This is a genomic window from Devosia sp. 1635 (assembly GCF_013185955.1).
Taxonomy (GTDB): Bacteria; Pseudomonadota; Alphaproteobacteria; order Rhizobiales; family Devosiaceae; genus Devosia.
This window is the reverse complement of record NZ_JABAOM010000003.1, coordinates 426,996-442,331: the sequence shown is the minus strand read 5'-3', so window position 1 is coordinate 442,331 and position 15,336 is coordinate 426,996. Positions and strand designations below refer to the sequence as shown.

Sequence of the window (15,336 nt, the reverse complement as noted above, 5' to 3'; positions counted from 1 at the left end):
AAGCTTGCCCTTATGAGCGACGAAAACACCTCGCCCAGCGAAGAATTCGAGATCGAAACGCCCGTACCGGAAAGCGAAGTGGATCCCGTGGAAGCCTTGCGCGCCGAGAATGCCGAGCTCAAGGACCGGGTGCTGCGCACGGCAGCGGAGATGGAAAACCTGCGCAAGCGCATGGAACGCGATATTGCCGATACGCGCTCCTATGCCATTTCGGGGTTTGCCCGCGACATGCTCTCGGCCACCGATGCACTGAGCCGGGCGCTGATGGTGCTGCCGCCCGAAGCGCGCGAATCGGGCGATGCCACGACCAAGTCCCTGATCGAGGGCATCGAGATGACCGAGCGCGAAATGCAGCGCCTCCTCGCCAAGCATGGCGTCAAGCCGATCGAAGCCGAAGGGCAGAAGTTCGATCCGCACAAGCACCAGGCGATGTTTGAAGTGCCCGATCCCAGCCATCCCGAAGGGACGGTGGTGCAGGTGGTGCAGACCGGCTTTGCCATCGGCGATCGCGTGCTGCGCCCGGCGATGGTTGGTGTGGCCAAGGGTGGCCCGCGCGCCGCAGAAGGCGCCGAAACGGTTGATAAATCAGCCTGATTGCTCAGGTACGGTTCTGAAAATCCCCGCTTTGGCGGGGATTTTTGTTTGTAGGGGATGGTGAGGGCACCCTACCCTAAAATATCCCTGCTCATCAGGCGGCCGATGCCCGCGTCCTGCATCTGGGTCCAGGCTTGTTGCAGTGAACCATTGCTGTCGATGGCGCGGCTGGCGTCTTCGATCACGCTGACATCAAGGCCCGCCTCGGCGGCATCGAGCGCGGTCCAGGCGACGCAGAAATCGGTGGCGAGACCCGCAACATAGATCTTGGCGAGGCGCCGTTCGGCGAGATAACCGCCCAGGCCGGTGCGGGTGCGGCGGTCGGCTTCCTGGAAGCCGGAATAGGAATCAACGCCGCGGTTATAGCCTTTGCGGATGGTCAGCTGCGCATGGGGAATATCGAGATCGGCCGAAATCTGCGCCCCATGGGTGTCCCAAACGCAATGGTCGGGCCACAGGACCTGGGTGCCATAGGGCAGCTCGATGGTTTGGAAGGGTTGGGTGCCGGGATGCTGGCTGGCAAAGGAGATGTGATCGGCGGGGTGCCAGTCCTGGGTCAGCACCACATGGGTAAAGCGGCGGGCCAGCTGGTTGATCAACGGCACGATTTCGTCACCGCCGGGCACGGCAAGGCTGCCGCCGGGCAGGAAATCATTTTGCACATCCACCACGATCAGAACGTCATGCGGGGTGATGTCGAAGGTCATGTCGCATCCTTGCTTGGGCGGTGGATCCAGCTGGCGCGGAGCAAGCCGCGCACGGAATTACCGAGATAAATGGCGTCGGCGTTTGCCAGGTCATCAAGGGTCAGGCGCGCCTCCCTGGCTGCGCCGGTTGCGAGCAGTTCAGCACGCAAGGTGCCGGGCAGCAAGCCGGCCTCGGCCGGCGGGGTGAGGAGCACGCCGCCCTCGCGCAGGAACAGGGAGGTAATGGAGCCTTCAGTCAGCTCGCCGCGCTCGTTGAGAAAGACGACTTCATCGACGCCAAGCACGGCCGCGGCGCGCTGGCGCGGCTCGTCGTAAAAAGCGCGGTTGGTGGTTTTATGCGCCAGCCAGAGCGAGCCGGAATCGAGCCGCTCCTCAGCAACCGCGAAGCGGAACTGCGCCGGGTTGGCCGGCAACGGGGTGGCGGACAGGCCGAGCCCCGCCACCTGGTCGAGAGTAAGGCGCACCCGCATGGCCGGCTCGCTCCAGCCGGCAGCGGTGTCGGTGAGGAGGCTTGTTGCGGCGTAGCGGTCGAACGGCATGTTGAAATATTGCGCGGAAGCGGCGATGCGATCGAGATGGCGCTCGAGCAGCCAAAAGCTCGTGGTGTTGGTCCAGCGCAGGGTTTCGATCAGGCAGATGGGTGGGCTCTTGTCCGCAAGAAAAGCCATTTTCAGCAGTGCTTCCTCATATTCGTCCTCGGCCACCGAGTCGGCGACGATGCCCCCGCCGATGCCGATTTCCCCCCGCCCTTCCCCGTCGATCACGGCGGTGCGGATGGCCACATTGAGCGTGAGGTCCCCATTGGGGGCGAAATAGCCGATCGAGCCGGTGTAAAGCCCGCGCGGTTCGGCCTCCACCGCGGCGATGATTTCCATGGCCCGCAGTTTTGGCGCCCCGGTGATGGAGCCGCAGGGAAAGAGCTGGGCGAGGAGCTGGGTGGTGGACACATCGGGCAGGCGCTGGGCGGTGATGCCCGAAGTCATGGTGTGGAGCGTGCGCAGGGTTTGCACGGAAAAGAGGTCGGTGACCTCAACCGAGCCCACGGCGCTGATGCGGGACAGATCGTTGCGCAGGAGATCAACAATCATCAGGTTTTCGGCGCGGTTCTTGGGATCGGCGGCCAGCGCGGCGCGGCCCGCTTCGTCCTGTACAATGGTGCCGGCGCGGCGGCGGGTGCCCTTCATCGGACGAGCGGACAGCGTGCCGCCGGTGCTGGCGACAAAGAGTTCGGGCGAGCGCGACAAGATCCAGTGCTCGCCGGTGTTGATGAGCGCGCCATAGGCAACCTGCTGCTTGCGCGCGAGATCGCGATAAAGCGCGGCCGGGTGGCCTTCGAGGCGGAAGCGGGCCTTGAAGGTGAGATTGACCTGATAGGTGTCGCCGGCGCCGATCCATTGCTGCACTTGCCCCAAGCCCAGGGCGTAATCGGCAAAGGGCCGGCTAGGGACGAGGTCGAGGGCTTCTGCGCCCTGCCCGGCTATGGCGCTGTCGAGGCGTTGGTCTACTTCCCCGGCGGACAAGCGTTGGGGCGCGCTGTAGAGGCCAAGCCAAAGCAGGGGAAAAGGCGAGCGCTCGGGCAGGAGGGGCTCGAGGCGCTCTTCAAACAAAAATCCGAGCTCATAGCTCAGAAACCCCGCGGCCCAGAAGCCCTGCTGCTTGGCTCGTTCAAGTTCCGCCAGGGCCCTTCGGGCTTCCTCGCTGGTATGGGCCACAAGGATGGCGTGCGGGTCCGTGAACAGCAGATTGGTGCCGTCGGGCGCGAGATTGTCGTGGAGCAGCACTGAGCCGGGAGCGAACATGGCTTTGATTCTATTGTGGATGGGCCGCCGTGCAAAGCCACTTGGCGCGAGCGCGGCCGGGTGGCACAAGCAGCGCCGGGCCGGCACGATGACGGCCCCGGAGGGCCCCTCGTTCAGGCAAATCGCTTTTGTTCTGCTTGAACGCTTCCAGCCCCCCTCCTATATACCCCTCACGCTCAGCAATGAGCACACCCAATTCAAGGAAACCCGGCTCCGAAGGCCCTGGAAACCCGCTTTCAAGAGGGGTTTCGATCAAGGGTTTTGCTTAAAAAGAGGCACGTTATGGCTAAAGTAATCGGTATCGACCTGGGCACCACCAATAGCTGCGTCGCCGTGATGGACGGCAGCAATCCCAAGGTGATTGAAAACGCCGAAGGGGCGCGTACCACCCCCTCCATGGTGGCATTTTCCAAGGATGGCGAGCGTTTGGTTGGCCAGCCGGCCAAACGGCAGGCCGTGACCAATCCCGAAGGCACGCTGTTTGCCGTCAAGCGCCTGATTGGACGCCGCTTCGATGACGCGGTTGTGGCCAAGGACAAGAACCTGGTGCCCTTCAAGATCGTCAAGGCGGACAATGGCGACGCCTGGGTGGAAGCCTCGGGCGAGAAATATTCGCCCTCGCAGGTCTCGGCCATGATCCTGCAGAAGATGAAGGAAACCGCCGAGTCCTACCTCGGTGAAACCGTCACCCAGGCGGTGATCACGGTTCCCGCTTACTTCAACGATTCGCAGCGCCAGGCGACCAAGGACGCCGGCAAGATTGCCGGCCTTGAAGTGCTGCGCATCATCAACGAGCCGACTGCTGCAGCGCTGGCCTATGGCCTCGACAAGAAGAACAGCGGCACCATCGCCGTGTACGACCTTGGCGGCGGCACCTTCGACGTCTCGATCCTCGAGATCGGCGATGGCGTGTTTGAGGTGAAGTCCACCAATGGCGACACGTTCCTGGGCGGCGAAGACTTCGACAACCGCTTGATGGATTATCTGGCCGACGAGTTCAAGAAAGAGCAGGGCATCGACCTGCGCAATGACAAGCTCGCCCTGCAGCGCCTCAAGGAAGCTGCCGAAAAGGCCAAGATTGAACTTTCGAGCGCAACCCAGACCGAAATCAACCTGCCCTTTATCACGGCAGACGCTTCGGGCCCCAAGCACCTGACGCTCAAGCTGACGCGCTCCAAGCTCGAAACCCTCGTGGAAGACCTGATCCAGCGGACCATCGATCCCTGCAAGCAGGCGATGAAGGATGCCGGGGTTTCGGCAGCCCAGATCGACGAAGTGGTGCTGGTGGGCGGCATGAGCCGCATGCCCAAGGTCCAGGAAGTGGTCAAGCAGCTGTTCGGCAAGGAGCCCCACAAGGGCGTGAACCCGGACGAAGTGGTGGCGCTTGGCGCAGCAATCCAGGCCGGCGTGCTGCAGGGCGACGTCAAGGACGTGCTGCTGCTCGACGTGACCCCGCTGTCGCTGGGCATTGAAACCCTGGGTGGCGTGTTCACCCGCCTGATCGACCGCAACACCACCATCCCGACCAAGAAGAGCCAGGTGTTCTCGACGGCCGAAGACAGCCAGAGCGCCGTGACCATCCGGGTGTTCCAGGGTGAGCGCGAAATGGCGGCCAACAACAAGCTGCTGGGCAATTTCGACCTGACCGGCATTCCCCCCGCACCGCGTGGCGTGCCGCAGATCGAAGTGACCTTCGACATCGACGCCAACGGCATCGTGCAGGTTTCGGCCAAGGACAAGGGCACCGGCAAGGAGCAGCAGATCCGCATCCAGGCTTCGGGTGGTCTCAGCGACGCCGATATCGAAGCCATGGTCAAGGAAGCCGAGCAGAACGCCGAAGCCGACCGGCAGAAGCGCGAAGCGGTGGAAGCCAAGAACCAGGGCGAAAGCCTGATCCACTCGACCGAAAAGTCGCTCAAGGAATATGGCGACAAGGTTTCGGCCGAAGACAAGACCGCGATTGAAACCGCTCTTGCCGATCTGCGCTCGGTGATCGAAGGCGACAATGCCGAAGCGATCAAGGAAAAGACCGCGGCTCTGGCGGAAGCGTCGATGAAGCTGGGCGAGGCCATGTACAAGGCATCGCAGGCAGAAGCCGAGGCCAAGGCCTCCGGCACCGACGATGGCGATGACGACGTGGTCGATGCGGACTTCGAGGAAGTGCGCGACGACGACAACCAGAAGTCGGCATAAGCCTTCAGAATGGTCTAGAGGGGTCCGGCTTGGCCGGGCCCTTTTTGTTTTTGGGCCTAAGCAACAGGGTTTCACGTGAATCCAAGAGTTGCTGGCGCGCCCTACCCTTGATAATCACCCTTGCACCTGCGGCGCAGCGTCGCCATCTGTGAGGCAGTTCCAACCAATCCCATCGGTGCCGGGCTGGCGCGCTTCCCGCGCGACGCCCGTACCGCAGCCCGGCGTCTGGAGACAATTTTCTTGGCCAAACGAGATTTCTACGAAGTGCTTGGCGTTGCCAAGGGAGCCGACGATGCGGCACTCAAGAGTGCTTATCGCAAGCTGGCCATGCAGCATCATCCCGACCGCAACCCCGGCAACAGCGAAGCGGAAGCCAAGTTCAAGGAAATCAGCGAGGCCTATGACACGCTCAAGGACGGCCAGAAGCGCGCCGCCTATGACCGGTTCGGCCATGCCGCGTTTGAAAATGGCGGTGGGCGTGGAGGCGCGGGCTTTGGCCCCGAATTCAACTCCTCGATGTCGGATATCTTCGAAGACATCTTTGGCGATTTCATGGGCGGCCGACGCGGCGGTGGCGGGGCCTCGGCCAAGCTGCGCGGCTCGGATTTGCGCTATAATCTCGAAATCTCGCTCGAGGAATCCTATACCGGCCGCACGGTCGAGATCGATGTGCCAACCCTGGTTGGCTGCACCACCTGCGATGGCTCGGGCGCCAAGCCGGGCACCGGCACCCACACCTGCCGGCAGTGCAATGGCCATGGCAAGGTGCGCGCTGCCCAGGGCTTTTTCACCATCGAGCGGACCTGCCCGGTGTGCCAGGGCCGCGGCCAGATGATGGACCAGCCCTGCACCGATTGCGGTGGCCAGGGCCGGCGCGAGGAGAATCGCAAGCTTTCGGTCGATATTCCCAAGGGGATCGAGGATGGCACGCGCATCCGGCTGGCCAATGAAGGGGAAGCGGGGCTGCGCGGTGGCCCGCCGGGCGATCTTTACATCTTCATCTCGATCAAGCCGCACGACCTGTTCCAGCGCGACGGGGCCGATCTTTATGCGCGTGTCCCTATCGCCATGACGACGGCGGCGCTGGGCGGCGAGTTCGAAGTGCCAACGCTTGATAATGCGCGCGCCAAGGTCAAGGTGCCGGCCGGCACCCAGCCGGGGCAGCGCGTGCGCCTCAAGGGCAAGGGCATGCCGGTGCTCCGCTCCAAGGACCAGGGCGATCTTTATGTGCAGCTCGATATCGAGACGCCGCAGAACCTCAGCCGCAAGCAGCGCGAACTGCTGGAAGAATTCCAGCGCCTGACCACGAACGAAACCAGCCCCACTTCGGACGGGTTTTTCGCCAAGCTCAAAAAGATGTTCGACGCCTAAGGGCGCTGCCGCCTGTCAAGAACCGGCGGTTCCCGCTGGCGGCAGGGCGAGCACGGCTTCGTCGAGTTCACGCGACAAGGCTGTGAGCGCCGCCCTGCCCGCTTCCTCGGCGTCGGCGATGGCGGTGCCGAAGGGCACTTCAAGCCCAAGGCGCTTGTTGGGATCATCGGCCCACACGAATGACAGATAGCTCTTGCCGGCCGCCAGGTCGTGCGAGAGATGGGTCACGTTCAACTTCGAAGCCATGAATTGTCTCCCTCAGTGCGAGTTGAGACGATCCCATCGGCAGCTATGCGTCAACATGGCTTGTGCACATCCCGCAGCTGAGCAACATTGATCCTCCAACGCGGAGGAACACTGCCGGCATGGCCACTGCATTGACGCTTTCAGGCTCGATCCGGCGCGGCTCGCTCAACCGCGTGCTGCAGCACCATATCGGGCGCAAGCTCACGCAAGCCGGGGTTGCGGTCACCCAGCTTGAACTGGGCGACTTTCCCATGCCCCTGTTCAACGAGGATCTGGAACCGGACCAGGTACCGGAAGCAGCGCCTGTTCTCGCGCAGCTGTTTGCCAGCCACGACATCATCTTCTGGGCCAGTCCGGAATATAATGGCGGGATGACACCCCTGACGGTCAACACCATTGCCTGGCTCAGCCGGCAAAAGCCCAATCCGTTCCGGCACGCCGTTTTTGGCATTGGCGGGGTGAGTTCGGGCAAATATGGCGCGGTGATGGGCCAGTCCCATCTGCGCGATAGCCTGAGCAAGCTCGGGGCCCTGTTGGTGCCGACGCTGCTCGGCATTGGCCCGGGCGCCGCCGCCTTTGATGCGGACGGCAATCCCACCGAAAAATCCGTGGTCGGCAAGATCGAGCAGCTGGTGCACGATCTCACCCATTTCAGCAGAGGCTAGCAAGCGATGCGGGCACTTTACCTTTCCCACCCGCAGATCAGCATGGATGCCAATGTGCCGGTGCCGCTGTGGCCGCTGTCGGCCGAAGGGCGCGAGCGGGCTGAGCGCTTTGCGGCGCGGGGCGTCGTGCCGCCCGGCGCGATGATCTTTTCGAGCCGCGAGCGCAAGGCACTCGATCTCGCCGAAGTTCTCGCGGCGAGCACCGGGACAGTGGTGTTGAGCGATCACCTGATGGGGGAAAATGATCGCAGCAGCACCGGCTTTCTGCCCCCGGCGCTGTTTGAGCTGGCAGCCGACCAGTTCTTTGCCGAACCCCATAGCAGTTACCAGGGATGGGAACGGGCGATCGACGCGCAGGCCCGTATCGTTGAAACGGTGCGCACGGCGCTGGCCAGTGTCCCCCCGGGCACCCCGGCAGTGTTTTGCGGGCATGGCGGGGTGGGCACGCTGCTCAAATGCTTTGTCGCAGGAGTGCCGATCGATCGCAAGGAGGACCAGGGACGCCGCGGCGGTCGGGGCGGTGGCAATGGGTTCGTGTTCGATCTTGCCGAGGGACAAGTGCTGCTGGACTGGACCCCGCTCGAGGAATTGCCGGCCGACTGGTTCACCGCGCCGGCGATTGCGGAGGCACGGGTTTTGACCTAAGCCTCCCGGCAGTTTTTACCCCGGGAGAGTACAGCGGTGAGCGGAGAATTGATTGTTGGTCTGGACCTGTCGTCCCGCGCCAAGGCCGAAGACATGGTGGCGCGGCTGGGTGACAGCGTCGGCTTCTACAAGATCGGCTACCAGCTGTTTTATGGCGGCGACGGCTTTGCCTTTGGCAAGGAACTGATTGCCGCGGGCAAGAAGGTGTTTTTCGACCTCAAGCTCCTCGACATCGACAACACGGTTGAAAAAGGCGTCGCTGCTTTCGCGCAGACGGGCGCGACCATGCTGACCGTGCATGCCTATCCCAAGACCATGCGCGCCGCCGCCAAGGCCGCCGCCGGATCGGGGCTGTGCGTATTGGGCGTGACCGTTTTGACCTCGATAGACGATGCCGATCTGCGCGAAGCGGGTTATGAGCGCGATGCGGCGGGCCTCGTCGCGCTGCGGGCCGAACAGGCGCGGGCAGCCGGGATCGGTGGCGTTGTGGCTTCGGCCCATGAAGCGGGGATGGTGCGCAATCTCGTGGGTCCTGACCTCGCGGTAGTGACGCCCGGCATTCGCCCGTCCGGTTCGCCGGCGGGGGACCAGAAGCGGGTCATGGGTCCGCGCGAGGCGCTCGACGCCGGCGCGACCCATCTCGTCGTGGCGCGCCCGATTATCGAAGCGCCCGATCCCGCAGCGGCAGCCCGGGCGATCCTCGCCGAAATGGCCGGCGGCACCCGGCTTGCCTAAACCCTTCCTGCCTACGCTAAATGCCCTCGTGGAGCGCTACCTTGCCGAAGTGGCGGAGCGGGGAGAATACCTCTCCCTGTTACGCTGGCAGATCGCAGAGGGGCATCAGCTCGATGAGCGGAGCACCTTGCCGGGGCATGTCACGACCAGTGCCTTTGTGCTTTCGCCCGATCTCCGGCAGGCCTTGTTGATCGACCATGTCACCATCGGCCGATGGCTGCAGCCGGGCGGGCACTACGAACCGGCACCGCGCTTTGCCCAATCGGCGGCACGGGAAGCCTTCGAGGAAACGGGGGTCGCAGATCTGCGGCTCCATCCCTGGCACGGGGATGGCGATCTGCCCTTCACCATCGACAGCCATGACGTGCCGGGCAAACCCGCCCGCAACGAGCCGGCGCATGTGCACCACGATCTGCAATATCTGTTCGTAGCCGACCCGGGCTTGCCGCTCACGCCCCAGCTCGAGGAAGTGCATGGGGCGCAGTGGCGGTCAGTCGAGGCGCTGGCCGATTTCGCCCCGCGCGCGCTGCGGCGGCTGGAGGCGCTCCGGGCCTAGCCAGCGAGACCGTGCTCGCGGGTCAGGTCGCCAAGATCGAGCTGCGGGCGCGCGCCGATATGGGTGATCACCTCGGAAGCGGCCAGGCAGCCGGTCTTGAGCGCGGTTTCAAAGGTTTGGCCGCGCGCAATGGCCAAGAGGAAGCCCGAGGCGAAGAGATCGCCGGCGCCGGTTGCATCGACGACATGGGGCACCGGGAAGGCTGGTACCGACACTACTTCGCCATTGCAGATCGCCATGGCGCCATCGGCACCCATGGTAATGGCGGCGAGTTCGGCATCCTTGGCGATCTCGCGCACGGCGACGCCGAGGTCATCCGTCTGATAGAGCGATTTCAGCTCGTTGATATTGGCAAAGACATAGTCGATGGTCTTGGAGCGGATGAGATCAAGGAACTCGGCGCGATACCGATCGACGCAGAACGGGTCCGAGAGGGTAAAGGCGGCGGCGCGTTCATTCTTGTGGGCGTAATGGGCGGCGAGAACGAAGGCCTTCTTGGCCTCCACCGGGTCCCACAAAAAGCCTTCCATATAGGTGATGGCAGCGCTGCCGATCTCGTCGGGGCGGATGTCGCGCTCGGTCAGCTCGTGGCAGGCGCCAAGATAGGTGTTCATGGTGCGCTCGCCATCTTCGGACAGGAAGATCATGGAGCGGGCGGTGAGCGCGCCGTTTTCGAGGCGGCTGGTGTTGTAGTAGACGCCCAGCGCATCGAGATCGGTGGCAAAGACGTCGCCTAGGGGATCATCGGCGACCTTGCCGATAAAGGCGGCGCGGCCACCAAGGGAGGCGACGCCGGCGGCGGTATTGGCGGCGCTGCCGCCCGAGATCTGCTGCTTGCCCAGGGGCATCTTGTCGTAAAGATCGGCGGCGCGATCGGTGTCGATGAGGTGCATGATGCCCTTGCTCATGCCTTCGCGCTCGATGAAGCCCGGCTCGACGGGGGCGATGATATCGACAATGGCATTGCCGATGGTGAGGACGTCAAACCGTGTTTCGGACATGCAGGGGCTCCGGGACCAGACTTTGGCGGTGTAGAGGATCGCGCAGGGCTGTGCAATTGGCCAGCCGAACTAGGCGGGTTGCCAGCTTAGGAGCGGCCGATGATCTGGGCGATCAGGTCTCGGGTGTCTTCGCCCGCTTCAATGGCGATCTGGCCATCGAGCAGCAGCACGGCAAGGCCATGAACGCGCGCCCACGCGGTGAGCGAGGCAATGCGGGCTTCCCGCCCTTCCCCGCCGGCAACGCGGCGCAGGGTGGCAAAGGCGGCATCGGCGGCCATGCGCAGGCCGGGACGATTGGCGCGGCGCAGCTGCGGGGAAAACATCAGGCGAAAGAGATTGCCGTTATCAAGCGCGAACAAGACATAGGCGCGGCCCATGGCGGCGAGCGGATCGGGCGGGTTCGTGGCGCCGACCTCGTCCATCATCTGGGTGAAGCGGCGAAAGCCGGTTACCGCCAGCGCCTCCAGAAGGGCAATGCGGCCGTCGAAATGGCGATAAGGCGCGGCTGGTGACACGCCCACGGCACGGGCGAGTTCGCGCAGGCCGAGGCCCGCCTCCCCTTCCCGCTCCAGAATGATGAGAGCGGCGTCGAGCAAGGCGTTGCGCAGATCGCCATGGTGATACGGCGGGTGGTTCGAAGTTGACATTGTTCACATGCCTAAACTAGCATGTGAACAGCGTCAACAATGGAGCGGAAGATGGATGCAGATCTTGCCTTGGCGATCGGTCACCATCTAGCGGTGTTCACCTTGGTTGGCGCGATCGCAGCCGAATTCGTGCTGCTGCGTCCCGGTCTCAACGGCGTGCAGCTGCAGCGCTTGGCGCGGCTCGACGCTGTTTATGGCGGCGCCGCAATGCTGGTGGTGCTGGTGGGAGTGATGCGGCTGTACTGGGGTGCCGCGGGTCCGGACTATTATTTCAGCAATCACGCCTTCTGGGGAAAGATGGCCGCCTTTGTGGCGGTGGGCCTGCTGTCAATTGCGCCCACAATTGCCTTTGGCCGGTGGCGCAAAGCGCTTCGCGCCGATCCCGGCTTTCGCCCAAGCGAAGGTGAAATCCGCCGGCAGCGTCGGTTCCTCCATGCCGAACTGGGCTTTCTCATCCTCGTGCCGATCTTTGCTGCGATGATGGCGCGGGGTTACGGCAGCTAGCTCGAGAGCGCTTGGGGGCCGCCGCCGGGTGCGGGCGTCTTGGGCTCGAACAGGCACCATTGCCGGATGGGGCAGCGCCAGCATTCGGGCTTGCGCGCCTTGCAGATATAACGGCCGTGCAGGATCAGCCAGTGATGGGCATGGAGCGCATACTCAGGTGGAATAACCTGCATGAGCCGGGTTTCCACCGCCAGCACCGTGGCGCCTGGAGCGATGCCGGTGCGGTTGCTGACCCGGAACACATGGGTGTCGACGGCCATAGTGGGCTGGCCAAAAAAGATATTGAGCACGACATTGGCGGTTTTGCGCCCGACGCCGGGCAGGGATTCCAGCGCCTCCCGATCGGCCGGGACCTCGCCGCCATGCTCGGCCAGGAGCTTTTGGCTGAGGGCATAGACATTCTTGGCCTTGGTGCGGAACAGGCCAATGGTGCGAATCATTTCCTCGATGCGCTCGGGGCCAAGCGCCACCATGGCGGCGGGGGTGGGCGCGAGTTGAAAGAGCGCGCGGGTCGCCTTGTTGACGCCGGCATCGGTCGCCTGCGCCGAAAGCACCACGGCCACCAACAAACTGAAGGCGTTGACATATTCGAGTTCGCCCTTCGGTTCAGGGTCTATGCTGTGGAAGCGCTCGAAGATCGCCGCGATAGCCGCGGGAGGCAGTGACTTCACTTTTTTTAATGGCGGCATTTTCTCACTCCCCGCTTTGGGGTTATATGGCTTGAGAGCTTTACCATGTCGATGCAAGCTACAACCACAGTGCCGCTCTTTGCAGCTAGGCTGACGCCACACCGCTCCCTGTCGCGACGCGGTGGCTGGTTCGTTGTTGCCTTGGCAGGCGTCCTCGCGCTGATCCCCGGTATCATCTTTTTTGCCATGGGCGCCTGGCCGGTGATCGGGTTCATGGGCCTCGATGTGATTGCCATTGCCTGGGCCATGCATGCCTCGATCAAGGGCGGCAAGCAGGCCGAACAGGTGCGGCTGTGGAAGGATCGGCTCGAGCTGACCAGCATCGGGGCCAAGGGCGAAACCAGCACGCAGCTGTTTGACCCGCGCCAAGTGCGGCTGGTGATCGAGCGCGATATCAACGAGCGCACGACGGGGCTGTTGCTGCGCTCGGGCGGGCTCGATACGCCAGTGGGGGCGTTCTTGCATCCCGATGACCTCTCGAGCTTCAGCAAGGCCTTCGGTTCGGCCCTGCGCAAGGCGCGCGCCTAGACGTTGTTTTCGGGTCGCTTGCGGGGGCGCATTGTCCTAGCCTCCTTCCCATGAACACGCATGTGACCATATCCGCAGCCGATGACTACGAGGCGATTCGCGCGGCCATTCGCTATCTCAGCGAAACGGGCCCCGATGAACTCGATCTCGCCCGATTCGCCCGTGCGCTGGGGCAAAGCGAGCGTTCGCTCAGCGAATTGTTTCGCCGCTGGTGCGGGCTGACGCCCAAGTCCTTTGCCCAGGCGGTGGCGCTCGACCATGCCAAATCGCTGCTGGCGAGCCGGCAAAGCGTACTCGACACCACCTATGAAGTGGGTCTCTCCTCGACCTCGCGGCTACATGATCTGTTCGTGACCTATGAGGCGATGCCGCCCGGCGTGTTCCGGGCCGGTGGCGCTGGGATCGACATGATCTGGGGCGCGGCCCCCTCCCCGTTCGGGACCGCCGTCGTGACTGCCACCGACTACGGCATTTCGGGGCTGGGGTTTGCTGATGGCGAAACCAGCATCGAGCGGGCCTTCGAGGATCTGGCGCAGCGCTGGCCCAATGCCCGCTTCATTCGCGACGATGCGCGGATCGCGCCGATGGTTGGTCAGGTGTTTTCGCCCGAGCATTGGTCCCCCGAGCAGCCGGTTCGGGTGGTGCTGATCGGTACCGATTTTGAGGTCAAGGTCTGGGAGACGCTGTTGTCGATCCCCTTGGGGCAGGCCAGCACCTATGCGGAGGTGGCGCGCCAGGTGGGGCGGCCGGCAGCATCGCGAGCGGTGGGGGCGGCCGTGGGCAAGAACCCGATCAGCTTTGTGGTGCCCTGCCACCGGGTGGTGGGGAGTTCAGGGGCACTGACGGGCTATCATTGGGGCGTGCCGCGCAAGCGCGCGATCCTGGGGTGGGAAGCCGGGGTCATTTCGGCCACCCACCCGGTTTCACGTGAAACCTAGAGCTCGATGCGGCGCTCCAGCGCCCCGTCGCCGCCGATCTCGTAAACCGTGGGCTGGCCGGTCGCGATCTCGCGCTTGAGGATCTGCTCGGGCGTCAGCCCCTCAATGGCCATGACCATGGCGCGCAGCGAGTTGCCATGGGCAGCAATGAGGATGGTTTCGCCGGCCTGGAGACGCGGCAGGATCTCGGCTTCGTAGTAAGGCAAGGTGCGGGCCGCGGTGTCCTTGAGCGATTCGCCGCCAGGAGGGGGCACATCATAGGAGCGGCGCCAGATCAGCACCTGTTCCTCGCCCCATTTGGCGCGGGCATCATCCTTGTTGAGACCCGAGAGGTCGCCATAGTCGCGTTCATTGAGCGCAGTGTTGCGGATGATGGTGCAATTCAGCACCCCCATTTCCTCGAGCATCAGATCGAGCGTGTGCTGGGCCCGACGCAGAGCCGAGGTGTAATAAAGGTCAGGCACGATGCCAGCGGCCTTCAGCGCCTTGCCGGTGGCGCGGGCCTCTTCCATCCCCTGCTCGGTCAGGTCGGGGTTACGCCAGCCGGTAAAGAGGTTGAGCAGGTTCCATTCGCTTTGCCCGTGACGGACAAGGATCAGGGTGCCGGTCATGATGAGGTCCTTGATGACTGGGTGAGGCCGAGCACATCGGCAATGGTGTAAAGGCCGGGGGCCTGATCGCGGGCCCAGAGCGCAGAGCGCAGGGCGCCATTGGCAAAGATGCCGCGGTCTTCGGCGCGGTGACCGAGTTCCAGGCGCTCGCCGGGGCCGGCAAAGATCACGCTGTGATCGCCAACGACCGTGCCGCCGCGCAGGGTGGCAAAGCCGATCGTGCCGGCTTCACGCGGGCCGGTATGGCCGTCGCGCACGCGCACGGATTTTTCCTCGAGCGAAACGGCGCGACCGCGCGCGGCAGCTTCCCCCAGGATCAGGGCGCTGCCCGAGGGAGCGTCGACCTTGCGGCTATGATGCATTTCAACGATTTCGATGTCGTAATCGGCAAGGGCCGCAGCGGCCTGTTCCACGAGGTTCGACAGCACGGCCATGCCGAGGGAGAAATTGCCGGACTTGACGATCCGTGCGCCGGCCTTGGCAGCGGCAGCAATCGCGGCGTCGTCCTCGGGGGTGCAGCCGGTAGTGCCGATCACATGGATCAAGCCAGTGTCAGCGGCCCGCTGTGCCAGCGCGACGCTAACCGCGGGGGCGGTGAAATCGATGATGGCGTCCGCGCCGGGCAGCGCTGTATCGAGCGAATCGACCACCGGAACACCGAGGGCTTCGAGCCCGGCTAGCGTGCCGGCATCACGCCCGAGCACGCTTGAGCCGGGCCGATCCACGGCGGCGTGGAGCACCACGCCGGGATGGTTGACCAGCGCCCGAATATTGGCTGCGCCCATGCGCCCGCCGGCGCCCGCGATGATTACCCTCAGTTCCGCCATCATCTACTCCGATTTTCGGCTTTGCCTATAGCAGCGCCATCGGGCCGCGCCAACTGCGTGCCCCGCGGGGACCGGCGTGC

The 15,336-nt window shown here is 63.9% G+C and carries 18 protein-coding genes; 10 read left to right on the top strand and 8 right to left on the bottom strand.

The genetic code is table 11. The annotated features are described in order from the left end of the window. Window positions 1-12: 12 nt before the first annotated feature. On the top strand, window positions 13-594 hold the full coding sequence (gene grpE, locus HRU92_RS14440) for a nucleotide exchange factor GrpE (RefSeq protein WP_127754996.1): 582 nt from the start codon (window positions 13-15) through the stop codon (window positions 592-594). Window positions 595-665: 71 nt separating this feature from the next. Here grpE and pncA read toward each other — a convergent pair whose 3' ends face one another. Both pncA and pabB read right to left on the bottom strand, forming a co-directional pair. Continuing rightward, window positions 666-1,301: a bifunctional nicotinamidase/pyrazinamidase gene (pncA, locus tag HRU92_RS14435; RefSeq protein WP_172121720.1), complete on the bottom strand. Its 636-nt coding sequence runs from the start codon at window positions 1,299-1,301 to the stop codon at window positions 666-668. Continuing rightward, window positions 1,298-3,100, bottom strand: coding sequence for an aminodeoxychorismate synthase component I (gene pabB, locus HRU92_RS14430; RefSeq protein ID WP_172121719.1), 1,803 nt, complete (start codon window positions 3,098-3,100; stop codon window positions 1,298-1,300). Before pabB ends, pncA begins: the two co-directional genes overlap by 4 nt. Window positions 3,101-3,382: 282 nt before the next feature. On the opposite strand from pabB, the gene dnaK reads away from it, so the two are divergent. Further along, window positions 3,383-5,293, top strand: a complete 1,911-nt coding sequence (gene dnaK / locus HRU92_RS14425; RefSeq protein ID WP_127754993.1) for a molecular chaperone DnaK — start codon at window positions 3,383-3,385, stop codon at window positions 5,291-5,293. Between the two features lie 240 nt (window positions 5,294-5,533). Continuing rightward, window positions 5,534-6,664 carry a molecular chaperone DnaJ gene (gene dnaJ / locus HRU92_RS14420; protein ID WP_172121718.1) on the top strand — a complete coding sequence of 377 codons (1,131 nt, stop codon included), beginning with the start codon at window positions 5,534-5,536 and terminating at the stop codon, window positions 6,662-6,664. A 15-nt stretch (window positions 6,665-6,679) separates the two neighbouring features. Here dnaJ and HRU92_RS14415 read toward each other — a convergent pair whose 3' ends face one another. After that, a complete protein-coding gene (locus HRU92_RS14415; RefSeq protein WP_172121717.1) occupies window positions 6,680-6,910 on the bottom strand; it encodes a hypothetical protein in 231 nt (76 codons plus the stop codon). Window positions 6,911-7,029: 119 nt separating this feature from the next. Here HRU92_RS14415 and HRU92_RS14410 point away from each other — a divergent pair, with 119 nt between their 5' ends. Genes HRU92_RS14410 through HRU92_RS14395 form a run of 4 tightly spaced genes read left to right on the top strand, consistent with a single transcriptional unit; the run spans window position 7,030 to window position 9,511 of the window. Beyond that, window positions 7,030-7,575, top strand: a complete 546-nt coding sequence (locus tag HRU92_RS14410; protein ID WP_173088404.1) for an NADPH-dependent FMN reductase — start codon at window positions 7,030-7,032, stop codon at window positions 7,573-7,575. Between the two features lie 6 nt (window positions 7,576-7,581). After that, entirely contained in the window at window positions 7,582-8,220 is a 639-nt protein-coding gene (locus tag HRU92_RS14405; RefSeq protein WP_172121715.1) for a histidine phosphatase family protein, read from the top strand. A gap of 36 nt (window positions 8,221-8,256) precedes the next feature. Beyond that, entirely contained in the window at window positions 8,257-8,955 is a 699-nt protein-coding gene (pyrF, locus tag HRU92_RS14400; protein WP_172121714.1) for an orotidine-5'-phosphate decarboxylase, read from the top strand. Then, window positions 8,948-9,511: an NUDIX domain-containing protein gene (locus HRU92_RS14395; protein WP_172121713.1), complete on the top strand. Its 564-nt coding sequence runs from the start codon at window positions 8,948-8,950 to the stop codon at window positions 9,509-9,511. Before pyrF ends, HRU92_RS14395 begins: the two co-directional genes overlap by 8 nt. Here the strand turns inward: HRU92_RS14395 and HRU92_RS14390 are convergent. After that, window positions 9,508-10,512, bottom strand: a complete 1,005-nt coding sequence (locus HRU92_RS14390; protein WP_172121712.1) for an adenosine kinase — start codon at window positions 10,510-10,512, stop codon at window positions 9,508-9,510. The two genes, HRU92_RS14395 and HRU92_RS14390, sit on opposite strands and share 4 nt — an antisense overlap. An 86-nt stretch (window positions 10,513-10,598) precedes the next feature. Further along, a complete protein-coding gene (locus HRU92_RS14385) occupies window positions 10,599-11,159 on the bottom strand; it encodes a TetR/AcrR family transcriptional regulator (protein WP_127754985.1) in 561 nt (186 codons plus the stop codon). 51 nt (window positions 11,160-11,210) lie between these two features. Here HRU92_RS14385 and HRU92_RS14380 point away from each other — a divergent pair, with 51 nt between their 5' ends. Next, the gene (locus HRU92_RS14380) at window positions 11,211-11,663 is read left to right on the top strand and encodes a DUF2214 family protein (protein ID WP_172121711.1); all 453 of its coding nucleotides are present in this window, start codon (window positions 11,211-11,213) and stop codon (window positions 11,661-11,663) included. On the opposite strand, the gene nth is transcribed toward HRU92_RS14380, so the two are convergent. Further along, window positions 11,660-12,352, bottom strand: coding sequence for an endonuclease III (gene nth / locus HRU92_RS14375; protein ID WP_173088402.1), 693 nt, complete (start codon window positions 12,350-12,352; stop codon window positions 11,660-11,662). The two genes, HRU92_RS14380 and nth, sit on opposite strands and share 4 nt — an antisense overlap. A gap of 45 nt (window positions 12,353-12,397) precedes the next feature. Between nth and HRU92_RS14370 the strand changes: the two genes are divergently transcribed. Beyond that, the gene (locus HRU92_RS14370) at window positions 12,398-12,880 is read left to right on the top strand and encodes a DUF2244 domain-containing protein (RefSeq protein ID WP_173088400.1); all 483 of its coding nucleotides are present in this window, start codon (window positions 12,398-12,400) and stop codon (window positions 12,878-12,880) included. A 62-nt stretch (window positions 12,881-12,942) separates the two neighbouring features. Beyond that, a complete protein-coding gene (locus HRU92_RS14365) occupies window positions 12,943-13,818 on the top strand; it encodes a bifunctional helix-turn-helix domain-containing protein/methylated-DNA--[protein]-cysteine S-methyltransferase (RefSeq protein WP_349236655.1) in 876 nt (291 codons plus the stop codon). Here HRU92_RS14365 and HRU92_RS14360 read toward each other — a convergent pair. Both HRU92_RS14360 and dapB read right to left on the bottom strand, forming a co-directional pair. Beyond that, window positions 13,815-14,429, bottom strand: coding sequence for a 2,3-bisphosphoglycerate-dependent phosphoglycerate mutase (locus tag HRU92_RS14360; RefSeq protein WP_172121707.1), 615 nt, complete (start codon window positions 14,427-14,429; stop codon window positions 13,815-13,817). The two genes, HRU92_RS14365 and HRU92_RS14360, sit on opposite strands and share 4 nt — an antisense overlap. Further along, on the bottom strand, window positions 14,426-15,259 hold the full coding sequence (gene dapB, locus HRU92_RS14355; protein ID WP_172121706.1) for a 4-hydroxy-tetrahydrodipicolinate reductase: 834 nt from the start codon (window positions 15,257-15,259) through the stop codon (window positions 14,426-14,428). Before dapB ends, HRU92_RS14360 begins: the two co-directional genes overlap by 4 nt. Between the last annotated feature and the right edge of the window lie 77 nt (window positions 15,260-15,336).